Genomic DNA, 26406 nt, shown 5'->3' on the forward strand with positions numbered 1-26406 from the left:
CCGCCTCAGGCGAAGGTCTGGGCGTCGACCTTGGCCTCGGCCGGGCCGCAGCATGACTCGACCTGCTTCGGCGGCTGGTAGGTCGCGGCCGGGTCCAGCGCCGGGCCGGTCTCGTAGCGGTCGTGATGGCGCACCCATGACATGGTGAAGGCCAGCCCGTCCTCGTCGCGGCCCTTCGGCACCAGGTCGAGATAATTGTAGGTGGTCAGCTGCAGGTCGCCGCCGCGGCCGTAGGAGGAATAGGTGTGATACACGGCGCCGGCATCGTCCTTGGCGAAGACGCTGGTTCCGGGCAGCTCCTCGGCCGGGAAGGGGAATTCGCCGTAATTGTACGGCGTGGTGCCACCGGCGATCTGCTCCGGCGTGAAGGAGACGCCGAAATCGTGGTTGAAGTCGCTGCCATGCGACGACACCCATTTGAAGCGCCAGCCCATGCGCTGCTGGAACCGCCGGATCTCGGCCAAGGGTGCGCGCGACACCGCCGTGAAGGTGACGTCACGGGCGGCCAGATGCACCAGCGTGCCGTCGACGGTGTCTGCCAGGAACGAGCAGCTCGGGCAGCCATGCTCCCAGCCCGGCGCCAGCATGAAATGGTAGATGATCAGCTGGCTGCGCCCGGCGAACAGATCGGCCAGAGTCTCCCGGCCCTGCGGCCCGTCGAAGACATAGGGCGTGTCGATCCGGACCCAGGGCAGGGCGCGGCGCTTGCTGCTGATCTCGTCGCGGGCGCGGGTCAGGGCCTTCTCCTCGGCCAGCAGCGCCTTGCGCTCGGACAGCCAGTCCTCGCGGGATGCGATCCGGGTGGGTTGCATGGAGTCCTCCAGGGTTCGGGTGGTCGGGCGAATTGCCTCTCGATATGGTCGAGCGGGCCGGTTCGATCTCGACGGCGGCCGTCACGAATTTTTCGGCAGCCCTGCCCGTCGGCAGTGGTGAGGTATAAACTTAACCTGTAAGTTAACTTTAGGGGCGGCAGGCTTCTGCGTCAAGCCTGGTTGGCGGCCGGCCCGCAATTCCCCTTGTCCGGCGAAGGGCCGCACGGCAGCATGCCGGCCTGATCAGAATGGGGGCAGTCGGGTGAGCAACTCAGTCATAGGCCGCGTGGTCCGGCGCGCCGAAAGCATGATGGCATCGGCGCGGCTGTCGTCGCTGACCCGGGAGGTGGTGAAGGAGAAGCTGACCTATCTCACGCCGCAGAAGCTGGCGCGGCTGGAGGCGTCCGGTGCCGCCGTGGTCGACAAGCGGATCCCCGGCGACATCCTCGAATTCGGCGTCGCCCTCGGCGGCAGCGCGATCCTCCTCGCCGATTTCGCGAAGAGGGGCGGCCGGCACTTTCATGGCTTCGACGTGTTCGGCATGATCCCGCCGCCGACCTCCGACAAGGACGAGACCGACGCCAAGTCCCGCTACGAGACGATCGTCAGCGGCAAGTCGGTCGGCATCGAAGGGGATGACTATTACGGCTACCGGAAGGATCTCTTCGGCGATGTCTGCAAGGCCATGGCGGGCCACGGCGTTCCCGTCGACGGGAAGACCGTGACCCTGCACAAGGGGCTGTTCGAGGACACGCTGCCCCATGTGCAGGTGCAGCAGGTCGCGCTGGCCCATGTCGATTGCGACTGGTACGACCCGGTCAAGCTCTGCCTCGACTTCCTCGGGGCACGGCTGTCGCCGGGCGGCATGGTCATCATCGACGACTATCACGACTATGCCGGCTGCCGCACGGCCACGGACGAGTTCCTGCGCAGCCGCCCCGACTTCGCGCTCGAGGACGGTCCGAACGCGATCCTGCGCCGGCGCGCCTGATCCAGGTCAGAGCGTGCCGGGGAAGGCGCCGCCGTCGATCAGGATGTTCTGGCCGGTGATGTAGCCGGCATGGACGCTGCACAGGAAGGCGCAGGCCGCGCCGAACTCGTCCGGCTGGCCGAAGCGGCCGGCCGGGATCGCGGCGCGGCGCCGGTCGGCGATGGCCTCGGCATCCTGGCCCGAGCGCTGGGCCGCCGCATTGATGCCGCCGCGCAGCCGGTCGGTGTCGAAGGCGCCGGGCAGCAGTCCGTTGATGGTGACGCCCTTGCCGGCCATCTGCCGGGCGACCCCGGCGATGAAGCCGGTCAGGCCGGACCGGGCGCCGTTCGACAGGCCCAGCTCCGGGATCGGCGCCTTCACCGCGCTCGAGGTGATGTTGACGATGCGGCCGAAGCCGCGCGCCGCCATGCCGTCGACCACCGCCTTGGTCAGGAAGATCGGGGTCAGCATATTGGCGTCGACCGCCTTGATCCAGGCGTCGCGGTCCCAGTCGCGGAAATCGCCGGGCGGCGGGCCGCCGGCGTTGTTGACCAGGATGTCCGGCTCGGGGCAGGCGGCCAGGGCGGCCTCGCGGCCCGCCTCCGTGGTGATGTCGCCGGCGACGGTCGTGACCTTGGCGCCGGTGGCGCGGCGGATCGCCTCGGCCGTCGCCTCCAGCGCCTCGGCACCGCGGGCGGTGATGGTCAGCTCGACGCCTTCGCGCGCCAGCGCCAGGGCGCAGCCCTTGCCGAGGCCCTTGCTCGCGGCGCACACCAGGGCCTTGCGGCCCGCCAGTCCCAGATCCATCGTCCGTCTCCTCCCGCCCCGGCGGGTGCTTCGTGCGGAGCGGGCAGGGTGCGACGTCCGGCGGCGGATGTCACCCCATGGATGCGGGCGTCGCTCAGGGACCCAGCAGGCCGAGGGCGATGGCGGTGGCCACGGCCTCGGAGCGGCTGGACGCCTGCAGCTTGCGCATCGCCGAGGCGATGTATTCGTTGACGGTGTGGACCGACAGCGTCAGCTGGCGGGCGATGCCCTTGCTCGACGCGCCCTGGGCGATCCGCGCCAGGCAGTCGCGCTCACGCCCCGTCAGCTCGGGCCCGGCCTGCACCAGCTGGGCGGCCCTGCGCCGGTCCGCGGCGGCGGCGATGCGCCCCTCGATCTGCACCGCCCGGTCGAGATGCGGCGTCACGGCCTGCAGCAGCCGCAGCTCCTCGGCCGTGTAGGTCGGCCGCTGGCGGGGCCGGTAGATCGCCAGGCAGACCGGCTGTGCCGCGATGTCCACCGTGTACCAGGACAGGCAGAACCAGAGATGGTTCTGGCGGTAGAGGTCGTTGTAGATCTCCGTCCGCTCCAGCGCCGGCTCCGGCACCAGGGCGCAATCGTCGACGGCCGTGCCCGGCGGCAGCTCGAACAGCTTCGGCCAGACCGGATCGATGGTGTGGTAATAGGCGTCGTAGGCCTGATGGGCGGCGAGGTCGAGATTGACCGTGACCGCCGTCTCCGCCGGCCGCGCCAACCAGCGCAGCACGGCGGAGGTGCCGCCGACGGCCTGCGCCATCCCCGCGACCAGCGTGGTCCAGTCCTCGTCCCCGACGGCGGCGTCATAGGCCCGCCCGATCAGGTCGCTGAGGGTGCGTTCGTCCGGCATGATGGGTGAGAAAATCGTCCTGCCCCCGGAAAAGATCGTTCCAGAAACGAAACAAGGCCGGGATTGTTCCGCAGGCCCTGTCGGGGCGGCGAGACTACCAGCGGAACGAGGGCAGCAGGATGTCCGGGGCGCAGCCGACGATGGCGAATTCCCGCGCCATCTCGTCCTCTGCCATGCCGGCATGGATGCCGGTGCGGACCAGCGCGGCGGCGGCGCCGAAGCCGCGGGCGCCGGCGACGTCGTGCTCGACGCTGTCGCCGACGCAGACCACGTCGCCGGGCCGCTCCACCCCGGCGGTGGCGGCGGCGTGGCGGTACATCAGCGGATGCGGCTTGCCGACCCAGGTGACGGTGCCGCCCAGCTGCTCGTACATCTCGGCGATGCGGCCGGCGCCGAAGGCAGGGCCCAGCGGGGTCAGCATGATCTTGTCCGGGTTGGTGCACAGCGCCGGCACGCCGCGCGCCGCGGCCGGGGCCAGCAGGTCGCGGTAGCTGTCCAGCGGGATCAGGTGGCCGCGGCTGCCGGCGATCAGCACCAGGTCGGCGCCGTCGCCGGTCTCGGCCTCGGCGAAGCCCAGTGTCTCGGCGAAGCCGCGGTCCTCGCCGCTGGAGATCACCAGGCAGCGGGCGCCGCTGCCGGGCGACACCGGCAGCGTGCCGCTCTGCAGCAGCGCCAGGGCGACGTCGCCGGAGGTGACGAAATGGTCGTAGCTGTCGCGGGCGAAGCCCAGCGTCTCCATCCGCCGCGCATTGTAGGCGGCGGAGCGGCCGGAATTGGACAAGAGCACGATGTGCCGGCCGGCGTCCTTCAGCCGGCGCAGCGCCTCGATCGCGCCGGGATAGGGGTGGCGCCCGTCGTGCAGCACGCCGTACTGGTCGATGAAGAAGGTGCCGAAGCGGTCGACGAGGCCGCCGATCCCATCCACCTGTTCGATCATCGGCATCAAGACGCTCCAAGTCCGGCCAGGGCCAGCCGGGCTGTACCCTCTGCCGCGTCCTCCGACAAGGCCGGCAGGAAGGGCACGCCGAGCTGCCGGCGGCGGATCTCGGTCCAGCCGGCATTGGCGGCACCGCCGCCGACGCTGCGCAGCGAGGTCACGGCGGGCGCGCCGAGCTTCCCCAGCAGGCGATAGGCCCGGGCCTCGATCCCGGCGATGCCCTCCAGCACGCCCTGGAAGAACAATGCTTCGTCCTGCGGCCGCGGCTCCAGCACCGGCGCCAGCGCGGGGTCGGCCACCGGGAAGCGTTCACCCGGGCGGGGCAGGGGATAGTAGGACAGGCCAGTCGGGCGGTCCGGCTGCAGCGCCGCGGTCAGCGCCGGCAGCCGGTCACGGCCGAACAGCTGGGCGATCACCGCGCCGCCGCTGTTGGACGCGCCGCCGACCAGCCAGCGGTCGCCCATGCGGTGGCTGTAGACGCCGTGCTGCGGAGAATCGACCGGTCGATCGGACAATAATTTGATGACGAGGGTCGATCCCAGCGCCGTGACCGCATCGCCGACCGCATCCGCCCCGGTGGCGAGGAAGGAGGCGCAGCCATCGGTGGTGCCGGCGACCACCCGCGCGCCGGCCGGCAGGCCGAGCGCGACGGCCGCCGCATCCACCGGGCCTGTCGGCGTGCCCGGCGCCACGGCTCGCGGCAGGGCGGCGGGGTCGATGCCGAGCCCGAAGATCCAGTCCGGCCAGCGCCGGGCCACCGGGTCGTAGCCGGTCTTCAGCGCGTTGTTCTCGTCGGTGACGTCGAAGCGGCCGGACAGGCGGCCGGCGACCCAGTCAGCCTGGTGCAGAACTCTGACCGCCCCGGGCCGGCGCAGCAGCACCGAAGCGCGGGCGAGGGCGGAGCTGCGGCCGCGGGCGGCGCTGCCGGCCGGGGCCGCGGCGTCGATCCGCGCGACCACCGCATCGTCCGGGCAGGGATCGTTGTACATCAGCGCCGGGCCGACCGGCCGTCCCGCCGCATCGGTCACCAGGACGGTGCCGGAGGTGCCGTCGACCGAGACGGCGCCGATCTGGGACAGGTCGGCCTCCGCCGCCAGCCGGCGCAGCGCCGCCACCGTGGCCAGCCACCACATCTCCGGGTCGCGCGGGTCCAGCCCTGGGCCGTCGGTCGCCATGGCGCCGCGGCCGACTGGGCGGCCGGCGGAATCCACCGCCACCGCCCGCACGCCGGAGGTGCCGACATCGATGCCGATCGCGCGCGCAGTCATGCTCACCCCTCCCGCCGGCTCAGCGACTGCCGGTACTGCTCCGCATCCCACTGGGTCAGCTCGTCGATCTGCGGCTGGGTGAAGGCCTGGACCGGGGTGCCGGCCGGCACCCGCCCGGCGACATCGGCCAGGCATCGCGCCATCTCGTCCGCGCCGCGCAACACGCCCTGGTGCAGCACCACGCCGTGGCCCGGCACGCCGACGATCGCCGGCGCGCGCGGCCCTTCGCCCAAAGTCGCCAGCTCGGCCGGAATCCGGGCCATGGCGAGGGCGGCGCCGAGGAAGATCACATGGTCGGGGTAGAAGGCCCCAGCCGTGGCCAGCGCCAAGCTGTCGGGATCGGTCGCCGCGTCATGCGCCACCGGGTCCTGCGGCAGCCGGTAGGGCGTGCCGCGGATGAGTTCTGCCAGCGCCTCCGGCTGCGTCGCAGGGGAGGGGCGGCGTGGCATGGCGAGGGCGGCGCAGGCCCGGTCCAGCAATTCGCCCGCCGCGGCAATGCCGTCGGCCGCGACCACCAGCCCGTGATTGCCCAGCACCACGACATTGGTGGCGGGCTTGAGCCGCGCGGCGATCGCCTGCGACAGGGTCAGGCCCGGCTTGCAATAGGGCACGAAGGCCCAGTCCACGCCGGGCAGCCCGTCCAGCCGCTCGGCCAACAGCACCTCGGCATCGGCGCGGATGGCCAGGGCGATTGTCGACACGCAATGGACATGCAGCACCACGGCGAAGGGGAAGACGGCATGCACCGTGGTCTCGATCGACGGCCGCAGCCCGCGGGGATTGTGCTCCGCCACCACGAAGTCGCGGGCGGTCTCGGCGGCGGGGTCGCCGTTGCGCATCGCCTGCAGCAGCGGGTCGAGCCGCACCGGCACCAGGATCTCCTCCTCCTCGGCCCGGGCCAGCCAGGTGCCGGAGGCCTTGATCCACATCGTGCCGCCGCGCTTCAGCGAGGTGTTGCCGCCGGCAGCTTGTACCCGATCGGGATCTCGGCCGAGTTGCGCGGAGAGGGTGCGCAGGGCGCGGAGATCGGGATCGGTCGCTGGGTCGAGGGTCATGGGCAGGGCTCCCGAACCGGCAGATAGAGTTTTGCGTTGCCTCTCCCGCTTGCGGGAGAGGTCGGGCTCGCGGAGCGAGACCGGGTGAGGGGATTTTGTCGAGGCCGGTGCCAGCCCTCACCCGGACGTCCTGGCGGACGTCCGACCTCTCCCGCCAGGCGGGAGAGGCAAAGCGATGGCTCTTGCTTCAACCAGCCCATCACCGCCCCGCCGCCTGGGCAGCCGGAGCCGGTGCCGCGTCCAGCCATTGGGTGAAGGCCAAGGTCTCCTCAGGCGACAGGTGCAGACCGTGCTTGGTCCGGCGCCGCAGGATGTCGTCGGCGTCCTCCGCCCATTCCTGCGCCCGCAGCCAGGCCGCCTCGCGCTCATAGAGCAGGCCGCCGAAATGCCGGCCGAGATCGGCCGTCGACCCGGCGCCGTCCAGCAGCGCATCGGCCCGGGTGCCGTAGAGCCGGCCGTAATGCAGCGCCAGCGCCTCCGGCAGCCAGGGGTGGCGGCGGCGGAACTCCGCCAGCCAGCGCTCGAAATCGGCGCCGGGCATGTCGCCGCCGGGCAGCGGCGACGCCGCGGTCCAGGCCGGGCCCATCGCCGGGAAGAACGGGCGCAGCCGGTCCAGCGCGTGCTCGGCCAGCTTGCGGAAAGTGGTGATCTTGCCGCCGAACACCGACAGGATCGGCGCGCGGCCGCCCTCATCGTCGACATCGAAGACATAGTCGCGGGTGACGGCCGAGGGGTTGGCGGCGTCATCGTCGAACAGCGGCCGCACCCCGGCGAAGGAATGCACCACGTCCTGCGGCCCGATCTGGCGCTGGAACGCCCGGTTCAGCACACCACAGAGATACTCGACCTCCTTCGGGTCGACCGCGACCTGGTCGGGGTCGCCGGTCTGCGGGATGTCGGTGGTGCCAATCAGCAGGTAGCCGTGCTCATACGGGTTGATGAAGATCACCCGCTTGTCTGTGTTCTGCACCAGATAGGCCTGCGGCCCGTCATAGAACTTCCGCACCACGATATGGCTGCCGCGCACCAGCCGGATCTTCTTGCCGGACTTCAAGCCGGCGGCGCCGGTCAGCACCTTGTCGACCCAGGGGCCGGCGGCGTTGGCGACGGCGCGGGCGACGACGGCCCTGTCCGCCCCGCCGCCGGCCGGGCGCAGCACCGCATGCCACAGCCCGTCGCGCCGCCGCAGCGACACGCATTCGGTGCGGGTCAGGATCCCGGCGCCGCGCTCGGCCGCGCCGATCGCGTTCAGCACCACCAGCCGGGCGTCGTCGACCCAGCAGTCGGAATACTCGAAGCCGCGGCGGAAGCGGTCCTGCAGCGGCTTGCCCTCGGGGGCGCGGTGCAGGTCCAGGCCGCGGCTGGCCGGCAGCTTCTTGCGGCCGCCGAGATGGTCGTACAGGTACAGCCCGAGCCGCAGCAGCCAGGCCGGGCGCAGGAAGCTGTCATGCGGCAGCACGAAGCGCATCGGCCAGATGATGTGCGGCGCTGCCGCCAGCAGCACTTCGCGCTCGATCAGCGCCTCGCGCACCAGCCGGAACTCGTAATATTCGAGATAGCGCAGGCCGCCATGCACCAGCTTGCCGCTGCGGCTCGACGTGCCCTCGGCCAGGTCGCCCTTCTCGCACAGCAGCACCGACAGGCCACGCCCGACCGCATCGCGGGCGATGCCGGCGCCATTGACGCCGCCGCCGACCACCAGCAGGTCGACGACGGGTTCCATCCCTTGCTCCGCCCCAGCCGCCATCGCTGCTTAGGCCGCCTGCTTCGGGCGCGGGCCGTAATCCTTGAACTTCTCGATCACCCGGTCGATCTCGTCATCCGGCAGGCATTTCGGGCCGCCCAGCATCAACGTGTAGACATACTGCTTGGCCAGGGTCTCGACCTCGACCGCCAGCCACATTGCCTTGCCCAGGGCCGAGCCGGTGGCGATCAGCCCGTGATTGGCCAGCAGGCAGGCGGTGCGGCCCTGCAGCGCTGCGATGGCATGCTCGGACAGCTCCGGCGTGCCGTAGGTGGCGTAGGGCGCGCAGGGGATCGAATTGCCACCGCCGCAGGCGATCATGTAGTGCAGTGCCGGGATCTCCTGGTGCCGGATCGCCAGGATGGTCGAATACATCGGGTGGCAGTGGACGATGGCGTTCACCTCCGGCTTGCGGCGGTGGATGTCGAGATGGAAGCGCCATTCGGAGGAGGGGCGGTGGTCGCCATGCTCCCAACTGCCGTCCATCGTCATGGCGACGATGTCGCCCGGCGTCATCTCGTCATAGGGGACGCCGGTCGGGGTCACCAGGATGCCGTCGCCCCAACGGGCGCTGATGTTGCCGGAGGTGCCCTGGTTCAGCCCGTTGGCGTTCATCTGCCGGCAGGCGTCGACGATCTTGGTGCGTAGCTCGAGTTCGGTGGCCATGATGGGTTCCTAAGGGTCAGCAGAGGCGGAGCAGGGGCTCGCCGGCCAGGTAGCGCCGGACGTCTTCGGCGATCAGCCCGGCGGCGTAGGTGACGGTCTTCACCGAGGCACCGGCGATGTGTGGGGTCAGGGTGACGTTGGGCAGCTTCAAGAGCGGCCAGTCCTCCGGCGGCGGCTCGACCGCGAAGGTCTCCAGCATCGCGCCGCGCAGCTTGCCGGAGACCAGCGCGTCGTACAGCGCGTCGTAGTCGACCAGCGGGCCGCGCGCGGTGTTGACGAACACCGCGCCGTCCTTCATCGCCGCAAAAGCCTCGGCGCCGATCATGCCGGTGGTCTCGGCGGTCACGCGCGGATGCAGGGTGACCACGTCGCTCTCGGCGAGCAGGGTCTCCAGCGCCACCTGCTGCACGCCGTCGGCGCTGTCGGCGGGGTCGAGCTGGACATAGGGGTCGGTCACCAGGATGCGGCAGCCGAAAGCCTTCAGCAGGCGCACCACCTTGGTCCCGACATGGCCGTAGCCGATCACGCCGACCGTCATCTCGGATAGCTCGCGGCCGGTCAGGTCGGCGCGGTACAGGTCGCCGCGCCACTGGCCCTGCGACAGCGCGGTGTGGCCGCGGGTGATCAGCCGGGTCTCGGCCAGGATGGCGCCGATGGTGAACTCGGCCACCGCGCTGGCGTTGCGGCCGGGCGCGTTCACCACCTTCACGCCGCGCGCCCTGGCCGCCTTCATGTCGATGTTCACCGGCCCGCCGCGGCTGACCCCGATCAGCTTCAGCGCCGGCAGCCGCTCCAGCATCCCGGCCGAGATCGGGGCCAGATGCGTGACCAGGATCTCGGCGTCGCCGATGAAATCGACGATCTCGTCCGGGTCGCCCATGAACTCCTTCAGCCCGTCCAGGCCGGTGCCGGCATAGCCATGCACCATCGGCTCGTCCGGCCAGGGCTGCTCCTGCGTGCGGATATCGAGCGCCGCCGGAATCTTCTCCAGCGCCTCCACGAACAGGCTGGGCAGCATGAAGCGGTCGCCGATCACGGCAACGCGACGTCCGGTCATCCTTCGGTCCTCAGGTCTTCCAGGGCATGCCAGATGGGGCGCAGGGCCCGATAGCTGGCGCGGTACTGCGGGAACAGGCGGTCGTACTGCGCGACCAGCGCCGGATCGGGCATCTCGGCCTCGGCCAGCAGCGGCGTCACCCAGCGGGCGCAGGCGGCGTCGATGTCGGGCAGGATGCCCAAGCTCAGCGCCGCCACCATGGCAGCGCCGGCGGCGCCGACCTCCTCGCGCTTCACCAGGCGGACCGGCGCGTCGGTGGCGGCGGCCAGGATGCCGCGGACGGTGGCGCTGCGTGCGGCGCCGCCGGCCAGGCGGATCTCCGCCGGCGTGCCGCCGACCGCCTCGTAGCAGTCGCGGCTGGCGAAGCCGAGGCTCTCATAGATCGCGCGCAGCAGGTCGCCGGCGCCGGCGCTGCCGGACAGGCCGATCACCGAGGCGCGGGCGGCGCTGTCGACGAAGGGCCCGCGCTCCCCCGCCTCGGCGATGAAGGGGTGGTACAGCAGCCGCCCCGGCCTGGCCGCCGCCGCCTTGGCGTCGAGCAGGCGGATCAGGTCGGACCGTTTCGGCAGCGTCGCCCCGGCGGCCGCCGCCACCTCCTCGACCACGCCGCACAGCCAGTCGATGTTCAGCGTTGCCGCCATGTTCGAGACCATGGAGACATAGCTGCCCGGGACGACGAACGGCATGGTGTAGCCGACCTCGTCGCCCAGGGTCACCCGGTCGGCCCCGAACACCAGCCGCATATGGGCGCCGGTCGAGCCCAGCACGGTGAAGCCGGCGCGGCCCTCGGGGTCGTAGAGGCCGGAGCCGAGGGCGCCGCACAGCAGGTCGACCGGGGCCAGCACCACCGGCGTGCCGGCGGGCAGGCCGGTCGCGATCGCAGCCTGGGGCGTCAGCGCCGAGTTCTGGCGAACGCCATCGACCATCGGCGGCAGCAGCCGGGCCTCGTCCTTGAGATCGAACAGCTCCTGCACCTCCGGCGCGTATTCGCGGCTGCGGTAGTCGCCGAAGGTGAAGGTGCCTTCCGAGACGTCGGTGACCCGCTCGCCGGTCATCCGGAAATACAGCCAGTCCTTGCAATGGAAGGCGGTGGCGGCGCGGGCCAGCGCCTCCGGCCGGTGCCGTTTCAGCCACAGCAGCTGGCCGGACTGGTTCGACATGTTCAGCATGGTGCCGGTGAAGCGCTGCACCGCCTTGGCCGTGCCGCTCTTGTGCAGCTCGGCCACGATCGGACCCGACCGTCCGTCATGCCACAGCATGGCGCGGCCGACCGGGTCGCCGTCGCGGTCGATCAGCCAAGTGCCGTCGCCCTGGCCGGTGACGGCGATGCCGGCCACGCGCAGGCCCCGCGCCGCCAGCTTCGCCGCCAGCTCGCGCAGCACCAGCGCGGCGTCGTCCCAGGTACGGTCGAACTCCTGCTCCATACCGGCGCCGTCGACCGGGATGGTCGTGTTCGGCCGCGCCGCATGCTCGACCGGCGTGCCCTCCAGGTCGAAGGCCACGGCCTTGACCACCGAAGTGCCGGAATCGAGGCCGATCAGGACGTCCCGGCTCATGAGAGGCACCTGGATGAGGAGCGACCCTGCTGATCTTCGCGCCTCAATGAAGCAGAAGCCGTCGCGAGCATAGGAGAGCGTGGCCTCTCCCGCTTGCGGGAGAGGTCGGACATCCGAAGGATGTCCGGGTGAGGGCCAGCGGCCTCGCCAGGCTCACAGGGCTGGCCGCGAGCGAGCGCAGGACCCACCCTATCCTGAAGCGGTGATCCTGGTGTCACGGCCGGCTGGCCCTCACCCGGAGCCGCTTCGCGTCTCCGACCTCTCCCGCAAGCGGGAGAGGCCACGCGCACAGCGCTCGAGGGATGTGCGAATGCCATGGACTGCGAGCTCATGCTGCGGCCGCCACAGCCGGGCGGCCGCCATGGGCGATCGCCATCTCGCTGTCGCTGTCGAACAGGTGCAGCGCTGATTCCGGCAGGGCCAGCGCCAGCCTCGTATCCGCCGCCGCCTCCAGCGCCCGGTCGGTGACGATGGTCAGACGCACGCCGTTGACGTCCAGCGCGATGTGGCTCTGGTCGCCCAGCCACTGGTTGGCGATCACCGTGCCCTGCAGCTGTGTCTCGCCCGCCCGGGCGGTGCCGACGCGGATCTCATGGCCGCGAATGCCGAGATGGACCTTTCCGCCCTCGGCCAGGCCGGGACCGGCATGCGGCAGGCGGAAGCCCCCGGCTTCGCCCTGCACCTCGACCGCCAGGCCGCCATTCTCCCGCACCACCCGGGCTGGGAACAGGTTCATCGGCGGCTCGCCGATGAAGCCGGCGACGAACAGGTTCGCCGGGCGCCGCTTCAGATCGGTGGGCGAGGCGAATTGCTGCAGCCGGCCGCCCTCCATCACCGCGATGCGGTCGGCCAGCGCCAGCGCCTCGGTCTGGTCATGGGTCACGAAGACCGTCGTCATCCTGTGCTCGATCAGATAGTCCTTGATGCGCGCCCGTAGCACGGCCCGCAGCTGCGGTTCCAGCTGCGACATGGGCTCGTCGAGCAATGACAGCTGGGCTCGCCGCACCAGGGCCCGGGCCAGGCTGACCCGCTGCTGCTGGCCGCCGGAGATCGCCTGCGGATAACGGTCCAGGATGTCGCCGATCTCCAAGAGGGCCGCGACATGCGCCACGCGCTGCTGCACCTCGGCCTTCGGGATGCGGTCACGCAGCAGGCTGAAGCCGATATTGTCGCGCACGGTCAGCGGCGGGTACAGGGCATAGCCCTCGAACGCCATGGCGACGTTGCGCTCGGCCGGGCGCAGATCGTTGATCACGCGGTCGCCGATCCGGATGGTGCCTTCCGACACGCTCTCGAACCCCGCAATCATGCGCAGGGTCGAGGTCTTGCCGCAGCCGGAGGAGCCGAGCAGGCCGACCAGCTCGCCGTCGCGCAACGCCAGCGACACGGTGTCCACTGCGCGGATCGGGTGGGACAGCCGCGGCCCGTAGATCTTGGAGACGGCGTCGAGCGTCAGGGTTGCCATCGATGGTCCTCAGGCCGTCGCGGCCGGCAGGCGGGCGCCGGTCTCGCGGTCGAAGCACAGCGCGCGGGCGAGGTCCGGCCGGGCCCAGGCGCGGCGCCGGCCGCGGCCCAGGTCGTCGCCCTGGTCCTCCGGCCGGCTGGCCAGGATCTCGGTGCCGTCGGCGGCGCGCAGCAGCATCACGGTGCGGACATTGAGCGGCGTCACCGCCTCCAGGTCGACCGGCACGGCGTCCTCGGCGGGCTCGAACCGCACCTCGACATCCTCCGGCCGCAGCCCGACCAGGCAGGGCTTGCCGGCGGGCACCGCGGCCGGCGCCGGGAACTCGGTGCCGGCGATGCTGATGCGGCCGTCCTGCGCTGCGGTCTCGATCAGGTTGATCGGCGGATCGCCGAACAGCCGGGCGATCCGCGTGTCCTGCGGCTTGCCGTAGATGCCGGCGGGGGTGTCGACCTGGCGGAAGCGGCCGTCCAGCAGCACGCCGACCCGGTCGCCCAGCGCCATCGCCTCCTTGTAGTCCTGGGTGACGTAGAGGACGGTGGCGCCGACCGCGCGCAGGAGGCGCGGCAACTCCTGCCGCATCTCGTAGCGGATCTTGGCGTCGACATTGCGCAGCGGGTCGTCGAGCAGCAGGACCGATGGCGAGCACACCAGGCTGCGGGCCAAAGCGGTGCGCTGCTTCTGCCCGTTCGACAGCTGCTTCGGCAGGTGGTCCAGCACATGGCCGATGCGCAGCAACTCCGCCACCTCCTGGACCCGCTTCCGGATCTCGGCCTCGCCGGTCCGCCGGGCCCTGAGCGGGCTGGCGATGTTCTCGAAGGCCGGCAGGTGGGGGTACAGGGCGAAGTTCTGGAACGCCATGCCGACGTCCCGCGCCTCCGGCCCCTGGCCGAGGATCGAGGCGCCGCCGATGCGGATGTCGCCGGCCTCCGGCTGCAGGATGCCGGCGATCAGGCGCAGCAGCACCGTCTTGCCGGCGCCGGACGGGCCGAACACGACGACGAACTCGCCCTGCTCGACCTGCAGGTCGAGGCCGTCGAGGATGCGCGCCTTGCCGAAGCTCTTGCCGAGGCCGGCGATGTCGAGGAAGGCCATGGTCGTCACCCCTTCACGGCGCCGAGGCTCAAGCCCTCGACCAGATAGCGCTGGGCGTAGAGGGCGAGGGCCAGGGTCGGCAGGATCGACAGCACCAAGGCCGCTGCGATCTGGCCGTAATTGATGCCGGACGCGGTGATGAAGGCCAGCGCCCCGACCGTGACCGGCTGGATCGAGCTCGACCCCAGGATCAGCGCGAAGATGAAGTTGTTCCAGGCGAAGATGAAGGCCAGCAGGGCGGCGGCGGCGATGCCCGGCCGGGCCAGCGGCACCGCGATCTTCAGGAAGGTGCGCAGCCAGGAATGGCCGTCCAGCCGATAGGCGTTCTCGATATCCTCGCTGATGTCCTCGAAATAGCCGCGCACGATCCACAGGATCAGCGGCAGGGTGATCAGCTGGTACACCCAGATCAGCCCGATATAGGTGTCGCTGAGGCCGAGGTCCTGGAAGTACAGCTGCAGCGGCAGCAGCACCAGCAGCGGCGGGGCGAAGCGGAAGGACAGCATGGTGAAGGCCATGTTCTCGCCCAGCCGGAACTTGAACCGGGCGAAGGCATAGGCCGCCGGCACGCCGAGCAGCAGCGACAGCAGCACCGAGCAGGCGCTGAGGATCAGGCTGTTCAGCAGGTTCTGCATGTAGTCGATCTTCAGCGCGCCGACATTGGTCGACAGCTCGCCGGCGATCAGGGCGGCGTAGTTCTCCAGGGTGGGGGAGAAGATGACGCTGGGCGGGCTGCGCAGGATGTCGGCGTTGGTCATGAACGACATCAGCGCCACCCAGACCAGCGGGAACAGGAAGAACAGCGCCACCAGGGTCAGCAGGACGCCGTGGAGGATCCGGCCGCCGATGCCACTTGCATGGTTCATGGCTCGCCTCCCGTCACGCCCGGCCATGCGCGCGGGCGCGCAGGCGGAGCCATTGCTTGATGAAGACGTTGCTGAGCGCGAAGGTGATCGCCCACAGCACCATCAGGATCGCGGCCGACCGGCCGATATTGGTGAAGGTGAAGGCCTCGAGATAGGCGCGGATCTGGAACAGCATCAGCCGGTCGCCCGGGCCGCCCTGGGTCATGGCGTAGACGATGTCGAACTGCTGGATGCTGTCCAGCATCCGGAACAGGCTGGCGGTCAGGATATAGGGCAGCAGCATCGGCAGGGTGATGCGGAAGAACACGAAGCTGCGCGGCACGCCGTCCAGCTCCGCCGCCTCGAAGGGCTGGCGTGGCAGGGCGCGCAGCCCGGCCAGCAGCAGGATGGCGATGAAGGGCGTGTAGACCCAGGTGTCGACCAGCACCACGGTGAACATCGCCGAGGCCGGGTCCGACGCCCAGCGGAAATCGGTGAAGCCGAGGCTGGTCACGAAGTAGCTGAGGATCCCGAAATTCGGGTTGGTCATCAGCTTCCACATCAGGCTGGCGATCGCCGGGGCCACCATCAGCGGCAGGATCAGCAGCACGCTCATCAGGTTGTTGATCAGGCTGCGGCGCACCAGCAGCAGCGCGATGCCGAGGCCGAGCAGCAGCTGCACGCCGACGGTCAGCAGGGTGTAGGTCAGCGACGCCTGGATCGTGCCCCAGAACCGCCCGTCGCCGAACAAGGCCACGAAGTTGTCCAGCCAGATCAGCTTGCGCCCGGCCGGGAAGGCCAGGTTGTAGCGCTGCAGCGAGTAGTACACCGCGGTGGCGAAGGGGATCAGGATCCCGATCGTCACCAGCAGCGCCGGCAGGCTCAGCAGATAGGGCAGCAGGCCGGGGCCCGTGCTGCGGCGCGTTCGGGGCGCGGTGTCGGCGGCGATGGTGGCCACGGGGCAAGGTCCTCTCGGAGACGGTCGCTGAGCCCCGCCCCCGCCGGGGGAGAGAAACGGCGGGGGCGGGGCTGCCGCGCGGGCCAGCGGGGCGAAGGCCGGTCCGCGCGGGACGGCGTCAGTCGGCCAGGCCGGCGTCTTTCAGCTGCTGGTCGATGAACTCGGCCAACTGGTCCAGCCCCTCATCGACCGGGATCTCCTTGGCGTACATCTTCTGCAGGCTGGCCGCCCATTCCGTGGTCAGGTTGAAGAACAGCGGCTGTGGCGTGAAGTAGATCTTCGACCCGGCGGCCGAGGCCTTGTACTGGTCGAGATATCCCGGATAGCTCTCCAGCCGCTTGTGGAAGTCGCCATTGTCCCAGACCGACTGGCGCACCGGGTTGACCAGGTCGGCCTTGGTGGCGCCGAAGGTGGTGTGCTCGGTGCCGCTGGCCCATTGCACGAAATACCAGCCGGCCTCGGACATCTGCGAGAAGGCGCTCATCGCCAGCGACCAGATCCAGACATTGGGCGTCGGCGCCGCGGCGCCGGGCTTGGCGCTGAACGGGTGATAGGCCAGGTGGCCGGCCTCCTTGGTGCCCTTGTTCTGGAAATAGCCCAGGATGTCGGCGTCGAAGATCATGGCCGAGGCGCCGGCGCCCAGGTCGTTGCCGACCTCGTACCAGGTGTAGGTGGTCCAGTTCTTCGGCCCGCCCTTTTGGATCATCTCGATCCAGAGCTTGGTGAACTCTTTGGACTCGGCGCTGTTCATCGCCGCCTTCAGCTTGCCGTCGGTGACGGCGAAGTCCTTGCCGCCATAGTTGGTCAGGCCCGACAGGTAACCCGGGTGGATCGTCGCCCAGCTGCGGCTGCCGCGCACGCCGACGCCGTAGAAGCCCTGGTTCAGCGCGCTCAGCTTGCCGGCCTGGTCCACCATCTCCGGCAGGTCCTTCGGCGGCTTCATGCCGGCGGCGTCGAAGATCCGCTTGTTGTAGGCGACGCTGTTCAGCTCGAAGCCCCAGGGCACGGCCCATTGCTTGGCGCCGTCGCCGCCCAGCGGCTGGCCCGGCACGCCCGACCAGGCGGTGGAGGAGCGCAGGCCCGGCAGCACGTCGTCCCAATTGTAGGCGGCCGCCGTCAGCTCGGGGTTCTTGATGTACTGGTTCATGTCGGCCAGCCAGCCGGCCGGGCCGTACTGCCAGGTCTGGTAGGCGCCGGTCATGAACACGTCGTATTGCGGCGACTTGCTCGACAGGGTGGCGGTGACCTTGTCGAAATAGACGTCCTCCGGAAACACGTCGTAGCTGACGTCCAGGCCGGTCAGGGCCTTGAAGTTGTCGAGGTTGGCGATCATCGCATCCGTGTAGGGATGCTTGTTCAAGAGCAGGCTGATCTTCTTGCCGGAGAACTTCTTGAAGTCGGGGCCGGTCGCGGCGAGAGCGCGGGTGCCGGCCTGGTTCAGCATAAAGCCGGCCGCGGCACCGCCGAGGCCCAGCTTGGCGGCGCCGGTCATCAGCTCCCGGCGCGACAGCCCTCCGGCGAGATGGCGGTCGAAGATGTCGGTGGTGCGCTTCATCGGTGGTCCTCCCAGGATTTGTGATTGTCAGCTGGTCTCACGCTGCCGCCGCGGCGGCGGCCGGGCACCCCGGCGCGCGGCCATGGCCAGCGCCGCGGATTCGTCGATGATCAGGTCGGTCACCATGCCGCTCGCCAGCGCCGCGGTGATGGCGTCGGCCTTGATCGCGCCGCCGGCGATGGCGACGACGCGGCGGCCCTTCAGGTCGGCCAGGCCGACGCTCAGCGCCCGGTCGTTGACCTCGGAGGCGACGCGCCGGCCCTCGGCGTCGAGGAACTGGCCGACCAGGTCGCCGACCGCGCCCTTGGCCCGCAGGTCGTCATATTCCTCGCGGGTCAGGACGCCGGTCTGCAGCATATGCGCCTGCGGCCCCAACTCGCCGATGCCCACTAGGCACAACGTCGCCCGGTGGGCCAGGGCCAGCACCGCCTGGACGCTTTTCTGCGACAGCATCACCGCCTTGTCGCCCAGGCTGTCCGCCGCCATCGGCACGGGCATGAAATAGCCCTCGCCGCCGGTCTTGTCGGCCAGGCGCTGCACCACGTCGAACGGGTTGGCGGAGGATTTCCGGGTCAGGCTGCCCAGCAGCGACACGAACTTGGCCTCGGGCGCCGAGACCCGCGGCAGCCGGTTGACCAGCGCGGCCAAAGTGCGGCCGTGGCTGACGCCGATCACCTTGTCGCCGGCGGTCTCGAGGTAGCGGGACAGGTAGGCGGCACCCTCGGCCCCCAGCGCCTCGAACGGCTGGTCCTCGTCGTCGATCGCCGGGACGACGCGGCAGAAGCCGAGGCCGTAGCGGTCGATCAGCCCGTCCTCCAGCTTCAGGCATTCGGCCGGGCGGCCGGCGATATGGACGCTGACCAGCCCCAGCTCCTCGGCCAGCGAGATCAGCCGGTGCACCTTGACCCGCGACACGCCGAGCCGGTCGGCGATCTCGCCCTGGGTCAGGCGGCGCACATAGGACAGCCACGCGGCGCGCGTGGCCAGGCTGACCTGCTCATCCATCCCGTCGATCCAGCCCATTGCTCTGGTCTGTAATTTTTTACACTGACTGAACAGAATTTCATCGTGGCGCGGATCGATGTCGCCGTCAACCCTCGGAGGGGGCGCCAGCGGGGTGGTGCCCGTCGGCAGTATGAACTCCGAGAGGTTCTTCGGCTTTGCGGGCGTATCAAAGGTCCTTCAGGCCGATGCCGAAGAGGTCTTCGTGCATGTGGCGGACCGCGACTCCCAAGCCGCCGATCAGGGCGGCGCGGCCGCCGAACCGGCTGATTTCCAGGCGCGGCGGGTAGGGCGTGCAGCGCGGCAGGAAGCGCCGTATCGTGTCGACGAGTTCCGGCCTGGCGCCGATGCTGCCGCCCAAGATCACGATCTGCGGATCGAGCGTCGCGCCGATCGCGGCGATCGCCAGCGCGACCAGGCGCGCGGTTTCCTCCACAGCGGCGGTGGCGCTGGGCTCGCCCATGCCGATCGCGCTAAACAGGTCCTTGAGCGCTCCGCCCTCTGGGCCGCCGAAGCCTGTGTAGCGCCGCAGGAACGCCACGCTGCCGACGGCGTTTTCGAACGTGCCGGAGGTGAATCCGCGCGGGTCGAACGGATCTCCGCCGATCGGCAGGTAGGCGATCTCGCCCGCCGCGCCGCGCGCGCCGCGCACCAGCGCGCCGTTGGCGACGATGCCCATCCCGATGCCGGTGCCGAGGGTGATGAAGGCGAAGTTCGCGACATCGGTGCCATGGCCGCGCCACTGCTCGCCGAGCGCGGCGAGGTTGACGTCGTTCTCGATCAGGACGGTTGTGCCGAGCCGCTCGCCGAGCAGCAGGCGCATGTCGATCGAGTCGATGCCCGGCACATTGGGCGCCGCGCCGATATGGCCGGTCGCCGCATCGAAGACGCCGGGCGAGCCGAGCACGACAAGGCGCAGGTCGCCGGCCCTTGCACCGATCTCTGCCGTGAGCCCCCGCAGGATCGCGTCGCATTGATCGACCAGATGGGTGCCGCCGCGTGGATCTGCCAGCGCCTGGGCTTCGGCAACAATGGTTCCGGCGAGGTCGCCGATCGCCGCGGCGATCTCGACGCCGCCGAGATCGATCACCGCCGCGATCCCGGCCCGCGCATTGAGCTCGTAGGTGACAGCGCTGCGACCGCGCCGGCCGTCGGTCCGGCCGCTGGTCCGCAGCCAACCATCGCCGACCAGGTCCTGAACAACCTCGGACACGGTCTGCTTGGAAAGTCCGGTGAGCTTGGCGATGTCTGCGCGCGAGATCGGGCCATTGGCGAGGACTGCCCGGATCGCCGCATTGGTCGAAATCTTGCGCGCGATCGGCTTGGTGGTGGATGCGGCCGATGTCGCCATGGCCTGGATTTCGATCTCCTGGATCAATTAGTCAGGGTCCCATTCCTAATCAGTGGCGGAGCATGGCATCGATCGGCGGGGTGCGCAATCATCGATCGATTACTCAGACACTCCTGACGTCTTCCTGAGGTTCGTCCGGCCAATTTGTCAGCGTCGTTGACAAAAATGAACGCGTCTCTGTAGGTTGGCTCCGGGGGCTGCACAGTCCGGAGGCCGGCAGTGACGGTAGCTTCGTGGGAGACGGAAACCGCTATGGGCGGCCCGTATCGGTCGGCATGGAGCGCCGCCCGGACTCCGCATCATGCGCGTCGAGCCGGCCCGGCGACATGCCTGGCGATGAGGCATGAGCTGCGTGTTGCCGCAGCTGCGTGTTGCCGCCGTCGACGCGCGGGGCGCGTCATGAGAGCGGCCGCCATCCGGTCAGGGAGTCAGCCTCATGGCGAAGATCGCGTGGCCGTCGCGGCTGACATCCGTGAAGCCGAGATGCCGGTAGAATCCCTTGGCGCGTTCGTTGTCCGGCGCGACGCCGAGATGCACGCCGGTGATGCCCGCCGCCTTCAGCGCCGCGAGCTCGGTCTCGATCATCCGGCGGCCCCAGCCGCCGGACTGGGCTTGCGGCAGGATGTTGATGTGCAGATGCGCCGGGTACTCGGCCAGCAGCCAGTCCGCATGGGACTCCGGCCGGGCGATGCGTTCGAGGATCTCGGCATCCCGCGGGCGCGTCGGCTCGAACCCTGCGATGTCACGGCGGACCTGCGGCCACCAGTCCTGTTCGAGCCGTTCGGCGAAGGCGGCGGTGTCCGGCGCCGCGAGGACGTAGCCGATGGTGCGGCCGTCTTCGACGAGCACGAAGGCGAAGTCCGGTGCGAACTTCAGATACGGCACCGACCAGACGTAACCCGGCAATCTCGGGTCGCCGTAGAGCGTGCTGGCGTCGTCGCCGCTGGCAGCGGTTTTCAGGCAGATCTCCGAGAGCGCGGCAGTATCGTCCCGGGTGGCCCGGCGGATGCGGCGATCGGCGGCTGTGGCGGTCATCGTCTCTGCGATCCTTTCTCTGGCGCTGCCGGGCAGAAGCTAAGCGAATAAATGAGCCGGGCAAACACGGCGATGATGGAGGAGCGGTCGGCGTGCCGTTGCGCCGATCGGGGCTTTGACACCAACCAACCGAGCACAAACAGGGGTAAGCCAATGCTGAAGATCATCCAACACCACGCGTCGGCGCTGGGTCCGCGACTGGCGATGACCGCCTTGGCCGTTTGCCTATCCGCTTCGGCGCACGCCCAATCCGTGAATGTCTGGGACGACTATACGTTCGAGGGCCAGATCGCGGTGATGGAGCAGCTCAACAAGGAGTTCGAGGCCGCGCATCCCGGCGTCACGATCAACCGCACCGCGCGCACCTTCGACGATATGAAGCTGACGCTGAAGCTCGCGGTCTCGGCCGGCGACGGCCCGGTGATCACGAAGGTCAACCAGGGCGCCGGCGACATGGGCGCGATGGTCAAGGAAGGCCTGCTGCTGCCGGTCGATGATTTCATCAAGAAATACGGCTGGGACAAGCGCCAGTCGGACTCGGTGCTGGCGCGGGACCGCTGGGCGGAGTCCGGCCAGTTCGGCGAGGGCAAGACCTATGGCATTTCCGGTCTCGGCGAGATCGTCGGCCTCTACTATAACAAGAAGATCCTCGACGATGCCGGCATCGCCCCGCCCAAGACCTTCGAGGAGTTCGTCGTTGCCCTCGACACGCTCAAGGCCAAGGGCGTCCCGCCCTTCATGATCGGGACGGCCAAGCAGCACCTCGCCCTGCACATGATCGCCGCGATCGATCAGGCCCATATCGACGCCAGCAACCGCGCCGAGCTGGACGACCTGATCTACGGCAGGGGCGGCACCTGGAACACCAAGGGCAACATCGAATCGGCCACGCTCGTCCAGCACTGGGCCAAGGACGGCTACTTCTATCCGGGCTACCAGGGCATTTCGGCCGATGACTCGGTGCAGCTGTTCATCTCCGGGCAGGGCGCCTTCCTGATCTCGGGCACCTGGTACTTCGGCGACATGAAGAACAACCCGGACATCCACTTCATGGCCGTTCCGGGACCCAAGGGCGTCTCCAAGCCGCTGTCCGTCGGCGGCGTCGACCTTGCCTGGGCGATCACCAGCCTCGCCAAGGACAAGGCGGCGCAGGATCTGGCCGGCGCGTATATCGACTACATGGTGTCCGAGAAGGCCGCCACCACATGGGCCAATGCCGGCTATCTGCCGGCGACGTCGCTGCCGGCGGATGCCAAGGTGACGCTGTCGCCGCTGCTGGCCGAAGGCATCGCGATGTGGAAGGCCATCAACGCCGACGACGCGCTCGGCCACTATCCCGACTGGTCGAGCCCGACGATGCTGAAGACCATCGACGACAACACGCCCCATCTGCTGGCCGGTGACCAGACGCCCGAGGCGTTCGTCGGCGCGCTCGACACGGACTATCAGGCCTATCTGAAGAGCAAGAAGTAAGGTCGCCATGGTGGACCTGCCACGGCCGCTCCCCGGCGGCCGTGGACCGCTTCGCGCGCCATCCGCACTAGCAATCGGCCGCCCGGCGGCGGCCAAGCCATGCGGCTCCACGGAAGTCCGGTATGAAACGCTCCAGGCTCGACGCTCCCGCGCACAGGAATCTCATCTATGTCCTGCCGGCGCTGACCCTCTACGCGGTCTTCGTGTTCCTGCCCATCCTCGCGGCGCTCGGTCTGAGCTTTTCGGACTGGAACGGCATCAGCGCGCCGGTCTGGGTCGGGCTCGGCAACTACAGCAACCTGTTTGCGGATTCGCGGTTCTACCTCTCGCTGCGCAACAACGCGGTGCTGATGCTGTTCTACTGCCTCGTTCCGCTCACCGCCGGCATCGTGCTTGCGGCCGTGGTCTGGAACCTGAGGCAGCGCGAACAACTGGCGCTGCGCACCTTCTTCTTCCTGCCCTATATCATGCCGACCGCCGTGCTCGGCATCATCTGGGCCTGGCTCTACAACCCGGCCTTCGGACCGATCAACCGGATCCTGCGGGGGGTGGGGCTCGGCGACCTCGCCCTGCCCTGGCTGGGGGACTTCACCTTCGTGCTGCCGGCGGTCGGCGTGGTGGCGAGCTGGTACTTCTTCGGCTTCTGCATGGTGATCTTCCTCACCGGCATGCAGAGGATCGACCCGTCGCTGTTCGATGCCGCGCGGGTCGACGGCGCCTCCGGCCGCAAGGTGTTCTTCTTCGTCACCCTGCCGCTGCTGCTGCCGGAGATCAGGGTGGTGCTGCTGCTCACCGTCATCGCGTCGATCAAGAGCTTCGACCTGATCTTCACCATGACCAGAGGCGGGCCGGCCAACGCCACGCTGGTGCCGAACATCTACATGTACCAGCTCGGCTTCGAGCTGAATCGCTTCGGCTATGCCGCCGCGGTGGCGATCATCGGCGCCGTCCTGATCTTCACCGTCAACTATCTGATCCACCGCTTCGTCCGTCCCGCCGGCGAAGGAAGAGCATGATGGACAAGGCTGCAGGATCCCTCAACGCAACGAAGCTGCCGCTGCGCTTCTTCCTCTGGCTGTTCGCGATCATGACGATCTTTCCGTTCGCGATGCTGCTGCTCACCTCGATCAAGAGTCAGCCCGACCTGCTGCGCGGCGCCTTCGTCCTGCCGGAATATCCCCATTTCGAGAACTATCTGCGTGCCTGGGTCGACGGGCATTTCAACATCTACTTCTGGAACTCGATCATCGTCGTGATCCCGGTCGTCGCCATCAGCATCGTTCTCGGCACGATCAGCGGCTTCGGCTTCGCCTTCCTGAGCTTTCCGTTCCGGCGCGCGCTGTTCGTCATCCTCACCATCGGCATGATGGTGCCGACCGAGGCGTTCATCATCCCGCTCTACTACGAGATGCGCTATCTCGGGCTGGTCAATACCTATGCGGCGGTGATCGTGCCGCAGATCGCGATGTCGATGCCGTTCGCCACCCTGTTCATCGCCAGCGCGATGCAGCAGGTGCCCCTGGAGATCCTGGAGGCGGCGGTCCTCGACGGCGCATCCCGCCCCCGCATCCTGATGAAGGTGATCATTCCGATAATCATGCCAGCAATCTCGACGCTGGCGCTGTTTCTGTTCATCTGGACGTGGAACGAGTTCCTCATCCCGCTGATCCTGGTCAACGACGACGCCTATCGCACGCTGCCGCTCGGCATGCTGTTCTTCCAGGGCCGCTACACGGTCAACACCCCGGTGCTGACGGCAGGCGCCGTGATCGTCATCTCGCCGCTCGTCGTGAGCTATCTGGTCTTCCAGCGCAAGTTCATCGAGGGCCTGACGGCGGGTGCAACGAAATGACGCCCGCACCTCCTGATCGGGACGCGCCTGGGCCGCTGATTCATGGTCGGAGGCTCTGAAACATCGGGCCGACGCGTTTCAGCCGCGCCAGCTGCGACCGCGTCGCGGCGATCTCGGCCCGCTGCGCCCTGATGTCGCCGAGGCGGGTGGCGAGGCTGTCGATCGACTCGTTGAGCGCCTTCCAGTCGCCTGCCCTCAGCTCGCGCTCGCGGATCGCCTTGCGCGCATCCTCGAAGCGATCGAGCGCCTGGTAGAAGCGGCGATCCTTCGACGCGCGGGGGGCGAAGATGGTGTTCGCCTCGTCCTCCAGGCTCCGCCGCAGATCGCTCAGCCTGCGCAGGCCGGAGGCCGCGGCGAACAGGCTGGCGCCGGCCTCGCCGTCGCTGCGCAGCATGTCCTCGGCGCTTCGGCGCAGGGTCTCGGCGTTGAGCCCGAAGGCGCGGCTGAACACGTCGCGCGTCAGGCTGCCGAGATAGGGCAGCAGGGCGTCGTCGGCGATCGGGCTGTCATCGCGCCCGAGCAGCGTGTTCTTGTTGCCCTCGTCCACCTTAGGGCCTAGCACGGAAGCGCGAAACACCAGCCAGCCCTTAACATTCGCCGGCAACCGGGATAGCTTGCCGGCGGCCGGGCAGGGCCCCAGGCAGAATTCCGGAGCGAGCGGTGGTTGCGAACATTCTCCACGAACTTCCCGTCGGCAAGCGCGTCGGCATTGCATTCTCGGGTGGTCTGGACACCAGCGCCGCCGTGCACTGGATGCGGGAAAAGGGCGCGCTCCCCTGCGCCTACACCGCCAATCTCGGCCAGCCCGACGAGAGCGACTATGACGACATCCCCCGCAAGGCCCTCGCCTACGGCGCCGAGGCGGCGCGGCTGATCGACTGCCGGTCGCAGCTGGTGGCCGAAGGCATCGCCGCCATCCAGTGCGGCGCCTTCCACATCAGCACCGCCGGCGCGACCTATTTCAACACCACGCCGCTGGGGCGTGCGGTGACCGGCACCCTGCTGGTCGAGGCGATGCGCGAGGACGGCGTCGACATCTGGGGCGACGGCAGCACCTACAAGGGCAACGACATCGAGCGGTTCTACCGCTACGGGCTGCTCGTCAATCCGAACCTGCAGGTCTACAAGCCGTGGCTCGACCAGCGCTTCATCGACGAGCTCGGCGGCCGCAAGGAGATGAGCGAGTACATGGCCGCGGCGGGGTTCGAGTACAAAGCCTCCGTCGAAAAGGCCTACTCGACCGACAGCAACATCCTGGGCGCCACCCATGAGGCGAAGGACCTGGAGTTCCTGAACACCGGGATCAACATCGTCAAGCCGATCATGGGCGTGGCGTTCTGGCGCGACGACGTGGCGGTGAAGGCCGAGACGGTGTCGGTGCGGTTCGAGGAAGGCCGGCCGGTCGCCCTGAACGGGCAGGGCTTCGCCGATGCGCTGGCGCTGTTCAGCGAAGCCAATGTGATCGGCGGCCGCCACGGCCTCGGCATGTGCGACCAGATCGAGAACCGCATCATCGAGGCGAAGAGCCGCGGCATCTACGAAGCGCCCGGCATGGCGCTGCTGCACATCGCCTATGAGCGGCTGGTGACCGGCATCCACAACGAGGACACGATCGAGCAGTACCGCAGCAACGGCCGCCGCCTCGGCCGCCTGCTGTACCAGGGCCGCTGGTTCGACCCGCAGAGCCTGATGCTGCGCGAATCCGCCCATCGCTGGATCGCACGCGCGGTGACCGGCGAGGTGACGATCGAACTGCGCCGCGGCAACGACTATTCCCTGCTCGACACCACCAGCCCGAACCTGACCTATGATCCGGAGCGGCTGACGATGGAGAGCGGCGCCGGCGCCTTCACCCCGGCCGACCGGATCGGGCAGCTGACCATGCGCAACATGGACATCGCCGACACGCGGGAGAAGCTGTCGGTCTACTTCAAGACCGGGCTGCTGGGCGGCACGGACGCCACCCTGTCCCTGCCGCAGCCGGGCGCGGCCAAGAAGCCGTAGCGGATCCCTCGGCGTCACGATCGGACACAGAGCCCCGCCCCGCAAAGGCGGGGCTTTT

24 protein-coding genes are annotated in these 26406 nt (G+C 69.2%); 5 read left to right on the plus strand and 19 right to left on the minus strand.

The genetic code is table 11. From position 1 onward, the window contains the following. Window positions 1-5: 5 nt before the first annotated feature. On the minus strand, window positions 6-812 hold the full coding sequence (locus tag FFK22_RS16540; RefSeq protein ID WP_143956831.1) for a thioredoxin family protein: 807 nt from the start codon (window positions 810-812) through the stop codon (window positions 6-8). A 262-nt stretch (window positions 813-1074) separates the two neighbouring features. Between FFK22_RS16540 and FFK22_RS16545 the strand changes: the two genes are divergently transcribed. Beyond that, window positions 1075-1803, plus strand: coding sequence for a TylF/MycF/NovP-related O-methyltransferase (locus tag FFK22_RS16545; protein ID WP_306770119.1), 729 nt, complete (start codon window positions 1075-1077; stop codon window positions 1801-1803). Between the two features lie 6 nt (window positions 1804-1809). Here FFK22_RS16545 and FFK22_RS16550 read toward each other — a convergent pair whose 3' ends face one another. The 17 genes from FFK22_RS16550 to FFK22_RS16630 form a co-directional block, all read right to left on the minus strand. Continuing rightward, entirely contained in the window at window positions 1810-2589 is a 780-nt protein-coding gene (locus tag FFK22_RS16550) for an SDR family oxidoreductase (protein ID WP_138891339.1), read from the minus strand. A 94-nt stretch (window positions 2590-2683) separates the two neighbouring features. Next, window positions 2684-3433 (minus strand): helix-turn-helix transcriptional regulator, encoded by a 750-nt coding sequence (locus FFK22_RS16555; protein WP_138891338.1) that lies wholly within the window; start codon window positions 3431-3433, stop codon window positions 2684-2686. Between the two features lie 94 nt (window positions 3434-3527). After that, on the minus strand, window positions 3528-4376 hold the full coding sequence (locus tag FFK22_RS16560) for a TIGR01459 family HAD-type hydrolase (protein WP_138891337.1): 849 nt from the start codon (window positions 4374-4376) through the stop codon (window positions 3528-3530). After that, the gene (locus FFK22_RS16565; protein ID WP_138891336.1) at window positions 4376-5638 is read right to left on the minus strand and encodes an FGGY-family carbohydrate kinase; all 1263 of its coding nucleotides are present in this window, start codon (window positions 5636-5638) and stop codon (window positions 4376-4378) included. Before FFK22_RS16565 ends, FFK22_RS16560 begins: the two co-directional genes overlap by 1 nt. 2 nt (window positions 5639-5640) lie before the next feature. Next, on the minus strand, window positions 5641-6693 hold the full coding sequence (locus FFK22_RS16570; RefSeq protein ID WP_138891335.1) for a class II aldolase/adducin family protein: 1053 nt from the start codon (window positions 6691-6693) through the stop codon (window positions 5641-5643). A 199-nt stretch (window positions 6694-6892) separates the two neighbouring features. Further along, a complete protein-coding gene (locus FFK22_RS16575; protein WP_138891334.1) occupies window positions 6893-8416 on the minus strand; it encodes a glycerol-3-phosphate dehydrogenase in 1524 nt (507 codons plus the stop codon). A gap of 30 nt (window positions 8417-8446) precedes the next feature. Next, a complete protein-coding gene (locus FFK22_RS16580; protein WP_138891333.1) occupies window positions 8447-9103 on the minus strand; it encodes a class II aldolase/adducin family protein in 657 nt (218 codons plus the stop codon). 16 nt (window positions 9104-9119) lie between these two features. After that, the gene (locus FFK22_RS16585) at window positions 9120-10160 is read right to left on the minus strand and encodes a 2-hydroxyacid dehydrogenase (RefSeq protein WP_138891332.1); all 1041 of its coding nucleotides are present in this window, start codon (window positions 10158-10160) and stop codon (window positions 9120-9122) included. Further along, window positions 10157-11716, minus strand: coding sequence for an FGGY-family carbohydrate kinase (locus FFK22_RS16590; protein ID WP_138891331.1), 1560 nt, complete (start codon window positions 11714-11716; stop codon window positions 10157-10159). Before FFK22_RS16590 ends, FFK22_RS16585 begins: the two co-directional genes overlap by 4 nt. Window positions 11717-12044: 328 nt before the next feature. Next, on the minus strand, window positions 12045-13181 hold the full coding sequence (locus FFK22_RS16595) for an ABC transporter ATP-binding protein (protein WP_138891330.1): 1137 nt from the start codon (window positions 13179-13181) through the stop codon (window positions 12045-12047). Between the two features lie 9 nt (window positions 13182-13190). Beyond that, window positions 13191-14273, minus strand: a complete 1083-nt coding sequence (locus FFK22_RS16600; RefSeq protein ID WP_138891329.1) for an ABC transporter ATP-binding protein — start codon at window positions 14271-14273, stop codon at window positions 13191-13193. Window positions 14274-14278: 5 nt separating this feature from the next. Further along, window positions 14279-15139: a carbohydrate ABC transporter permease gene (locus FFK22_RS16605; RefSeq protein WP_138891328.1), complete on the minus strand. Its 861-nt coding sequence runs from the start codon at window positions 15137-15139 to the stop codon at window positions 14279-14281. Window positions 15140-15152: 13 nt separating this feature from the next. Next, window positions 15153-16076, minus strand: a complete 924-nt coding sequence (locus tag FFK22_RS16610; RefSeq protein WP_138891327.1) for a carbohydrate ABC transporter permease — start codon at window positions 16074-16076, stop codon at window positions 15153-15155. A 118-nt stretch (window positions 16077-16194) separates the two neighbouring features. Further along, window positions 16195-17631, minus strand: a complete 1437-nt coding sequence (locus FFK22_RS16615) for an extracellular solute-binding protein (protein WP_138891326.1) — start codon at window positions 17629-17631, stop codon at window positions 16195-16197. 27 nt (window positions 17632-17658) lie between these two features. Beyond that, window positions 17659-18636, minus strand: coding sequence for a sugar-binding transcriptional regulator (locus FFK22_RS16620; RefSeq protein ID WP_138891325.1), 978 nt, complete (start codon window positions 18634-18636; stop codon window positions 17659-17661). A 166-nt stretch (window positions 18637-18802) separates the two neighbouring features. Next, window positions 18803-20011, minus strand: coding sequence for an ROK family transcriptional regulator (locus FFK22_RS16625; protein ID WP_221938643.1), 1209 nt, complete (start codon window positions 20009-20011; stop codon window positions 18803-18805). 393 nt (window positions 20012-20404) lie between these two features. Continuing rightward, window positions 20405-21019 (minus strand): GNAT family N-acetyltransferase, encoded by a 615-nt coding sequence (locus tag FFK22_RS16630; RefSeq protein WP_138891324.1) that lies wholly within the window; start codon window positions 21017-21019, stop codon window positions 20405-20407. Between the two features lie 153 nt (window positions 21020-21172). Here FFK22_RS16630 and FFK22_RS16635 point away from each other — a divergent pair, with 153 nt between their 5' ends. The 3 genes from FFK22_RS16635 (at window position 21173) to FFK22_RS16645 (ending at window position 24344) form a co-directional block, all read left to right on the plus strand. Beyond that, window positions 21173-22492 carry an extracellular solute-binding protein gene (locus FFK22_RS16635; protein ID WP_138891323.1) on the plus strand — a complete coding sequence of 440 codons (1320 nt, stop codon included), beginning with the start codon at window positions 21173-21175 and terminating at the stop codon, window positions 22490-22492. A gap of 122 nt (window positions 22493-22614) precedes the next feature. Then, window positions 22615-23508 carry a carbohydrate ABC transporter permease gene (locus FFK22_RS16640; RefSeq protein WP_138891322.1) on the plus strand — a complete coding sequence of 298 codons (894 nt, stop codon included), beginning with the start codon at window positions 22615-22617 and terminating at the stop codon, window positions 23506-23508. Continuing rightward, window positions 23508-24344: a carbohydrate ABC transporter permease gene (locus FFK22_RS16645; RefSeq protein ID WP_138891321.1), complete on the plus strand. Its 837-nt coding sequence runs from the start codon at window positions 23508-23510 to the stop codon at window positions 24342-24344. Before FFK22_RS16640 ends, FFK22_RS16645 begins: the two co-directional genes overlap by 1 nt. Window positions 24345-24384: 40 nt before the next feature. On the opposite strand, the gene FFK22_RS16650 is transcribed toward FFK22_RS16645, so the two are convergent. Beyond that, on the minus strand, window positions 24385-24891 hold the full coding sequence (locus tag FFK22_RS16650) for an AAA family ATPase (RefSeq protein ID WP_221938644.1): 507 nt from the start codon (window positions 24889-24891) through the stop codon (window positions 24385-24387). A 113-nt stretch (window positions 24892-25004) separates the two neighbouring features. On the opposite strand from FFK22_RS16650, the gene argG reads away from it, so the two are divergent. Next, window positions 25005-26348 carry an argininosuccinate synthase gene (argG, locus tag FFK22_RS16655; protein WP_138891319.1) on the plus strand — a complete coding sequence of 448 codons (1344 nt, stop codon included), beginning with the start codon at window positions 25005-25007 and terminating at the stop codon, window positions 26346-26348. Window positions 26349-26406 lie beyond the last annotated feature (58 nt).

Origin of the sequence: Mycobacterium sp. KBS0706 (assembly GCF_005938675.2) — a bacterium.
Lineage (GTDB): Bacteria > Pseudomonadota > Alphaproteobacteria > DSM-16000 > Inquilinaceae > Inquilinus.

What these genes read in the sequence shown, in the direction of transcription:
- FFK22_RS16550 (WP_138891339.1), bottom strand. Translation starts at nt 2,589, where the DNA reads ATGGATCTGGGACTGGCGGGCCGCAAGGCCCTGGTGTGCGCCGCGAGC.
- FFK22_RS16600 (WP_138891329.1), bottom strand. Translation starts at nt 14,273, where the DNA reads ATGGCCTTCCTCGACATCGCCGGCCTCGGCAAGAGCTTCGGCAAGGCG.
- FFK22_RS16555 (WP_138891338.1), bottom strand. Translation starts at nt 3,433, where the DNA reads ATGCCGGACGAACGCACCCTCAGCGACCTGATCGGGCGGGCCTATGAC.
- FFK22_RS16580 (WP_138891333.1), bottom strand. Translation starts at nt 9,103, where the DNA reads ATGGCCACCGAACTCGAGCTACGCACCAAGATCGTCGACGCCTGCCGG.
- FFK22_RS16605 (WP_138891328.1), bottom strand. Translation starts at nt 15,139, where the DNA reads ATGAACCATGCAAGTGGCATCGGCGGCCGGATCCTCCACGGCGTCCTG.
- FFK22_RS16620 (WP_138891325.1), bottom strand. Translation starts at nt 18,636, where the DNA reads ATGGATGAGCAGGTCAGCCTGGCCACGCGCGCCGCGTGGCTGTCCTAT.
- FFK22_RS16615 (WP_138891326.1), bottom strand. Translation starts at nt 17,631, where the DNA reads ATGAAGCGCACCACCGACATCTTCGACCGCCATCTCGCCGGAGGGCTG.
- FFK22_RS16570 (WP_138891335.1), bottom strand. Translation starts at nt 6,693, where the DNA reads ATGACCCTCGACCCAGCGACCGATCCCGATCTCCGCGCCCTGCGCACC.
- FFK22_RS16635 (WP_138891323.1), top strand. Translation starts at nt 21,173, where the DNA reads ATGCTGAAGATCATCCAACACCACGCGTCGGCGCTGGGTCCGCGACTG.
- FFK22_RS16540 (WP_143956831.1), bottom strand. Translation starts at nt 812, where the DNA reads ATGCAACCCACCCGGATCGCATCCCGCGAGGACTGGCTGTCCGAGCGC.
- FFK22_RS16590 (WP_138891331.1), bottom strand. Translation starts at nt 11,716, where the DNA reads ATGAGCCGGGACGTCCTGATCGGCCTCGATTCCGGCACTTCGGTGGTC.
- FFK22_RS16565 (WP_138891336.1), bottom strand. Translation starts at nt 5,638, where the DNA reads ATGACTGCGCGCGCGATCGGCATCGATGTCGGCACCTCCGGCGTGCGG.
- FFK22_RS16560 (WP_138891337.1), bottom strand. Translation starts at nt 4,376, where the DNA reads ATGCCGATGATCGAACAGGTGGATGGGATCGGCGGCCTCGTCGACCGC.
- FFK22_RS16575 (WP_138891334.1), bottom strand. Translation starts at nt 8,416, where the DNA reads ATGGAACCCGTCGTCGACCTGCTGGTGGTCGGCGGCGGCGTCAATGGC.
- FFK22_RS16645 (WP_138891321.1), top strand. Translation starts at nt 23,508, where the DNA reads ATGGACAAGGCTGCAGGATCCCTCAACGCAACGAAGCTGCCGCTGCGC.
- FFK22_RS16595 (WP_138891330.1), bottom strand. Translation starts at nt 13,181, where the DNA reads ATGGCAACCCTGACGCTCGACGCCGTCTCCAAGATCTACGGGCCGCGG.
- FFK22_RS16640 (WP_138891322.1), top strand. Translation starts at nt 22,615, where the DNA reads ATGAAACGCTCCAGGCTCGACGCTCCCGCGCACAGGAATCTCATCTAT.
- FFK22_RS16630 (WP_138891324.1), bottom strand. Translation starts at nt 21,019, where the DNA reads ATGACCGCCACAGCCGCCGATCGCCGCATCCGCCGGGCCACCCGGGAC.
- FFK22_RS16585 (WP_138891332.1), bottom strand. Translation starts at nt 10,160, where the DNA reads ATGACCGGACGTCGCGTTGCCGTGATCGGCGACCGCTTCATGCTGCCC.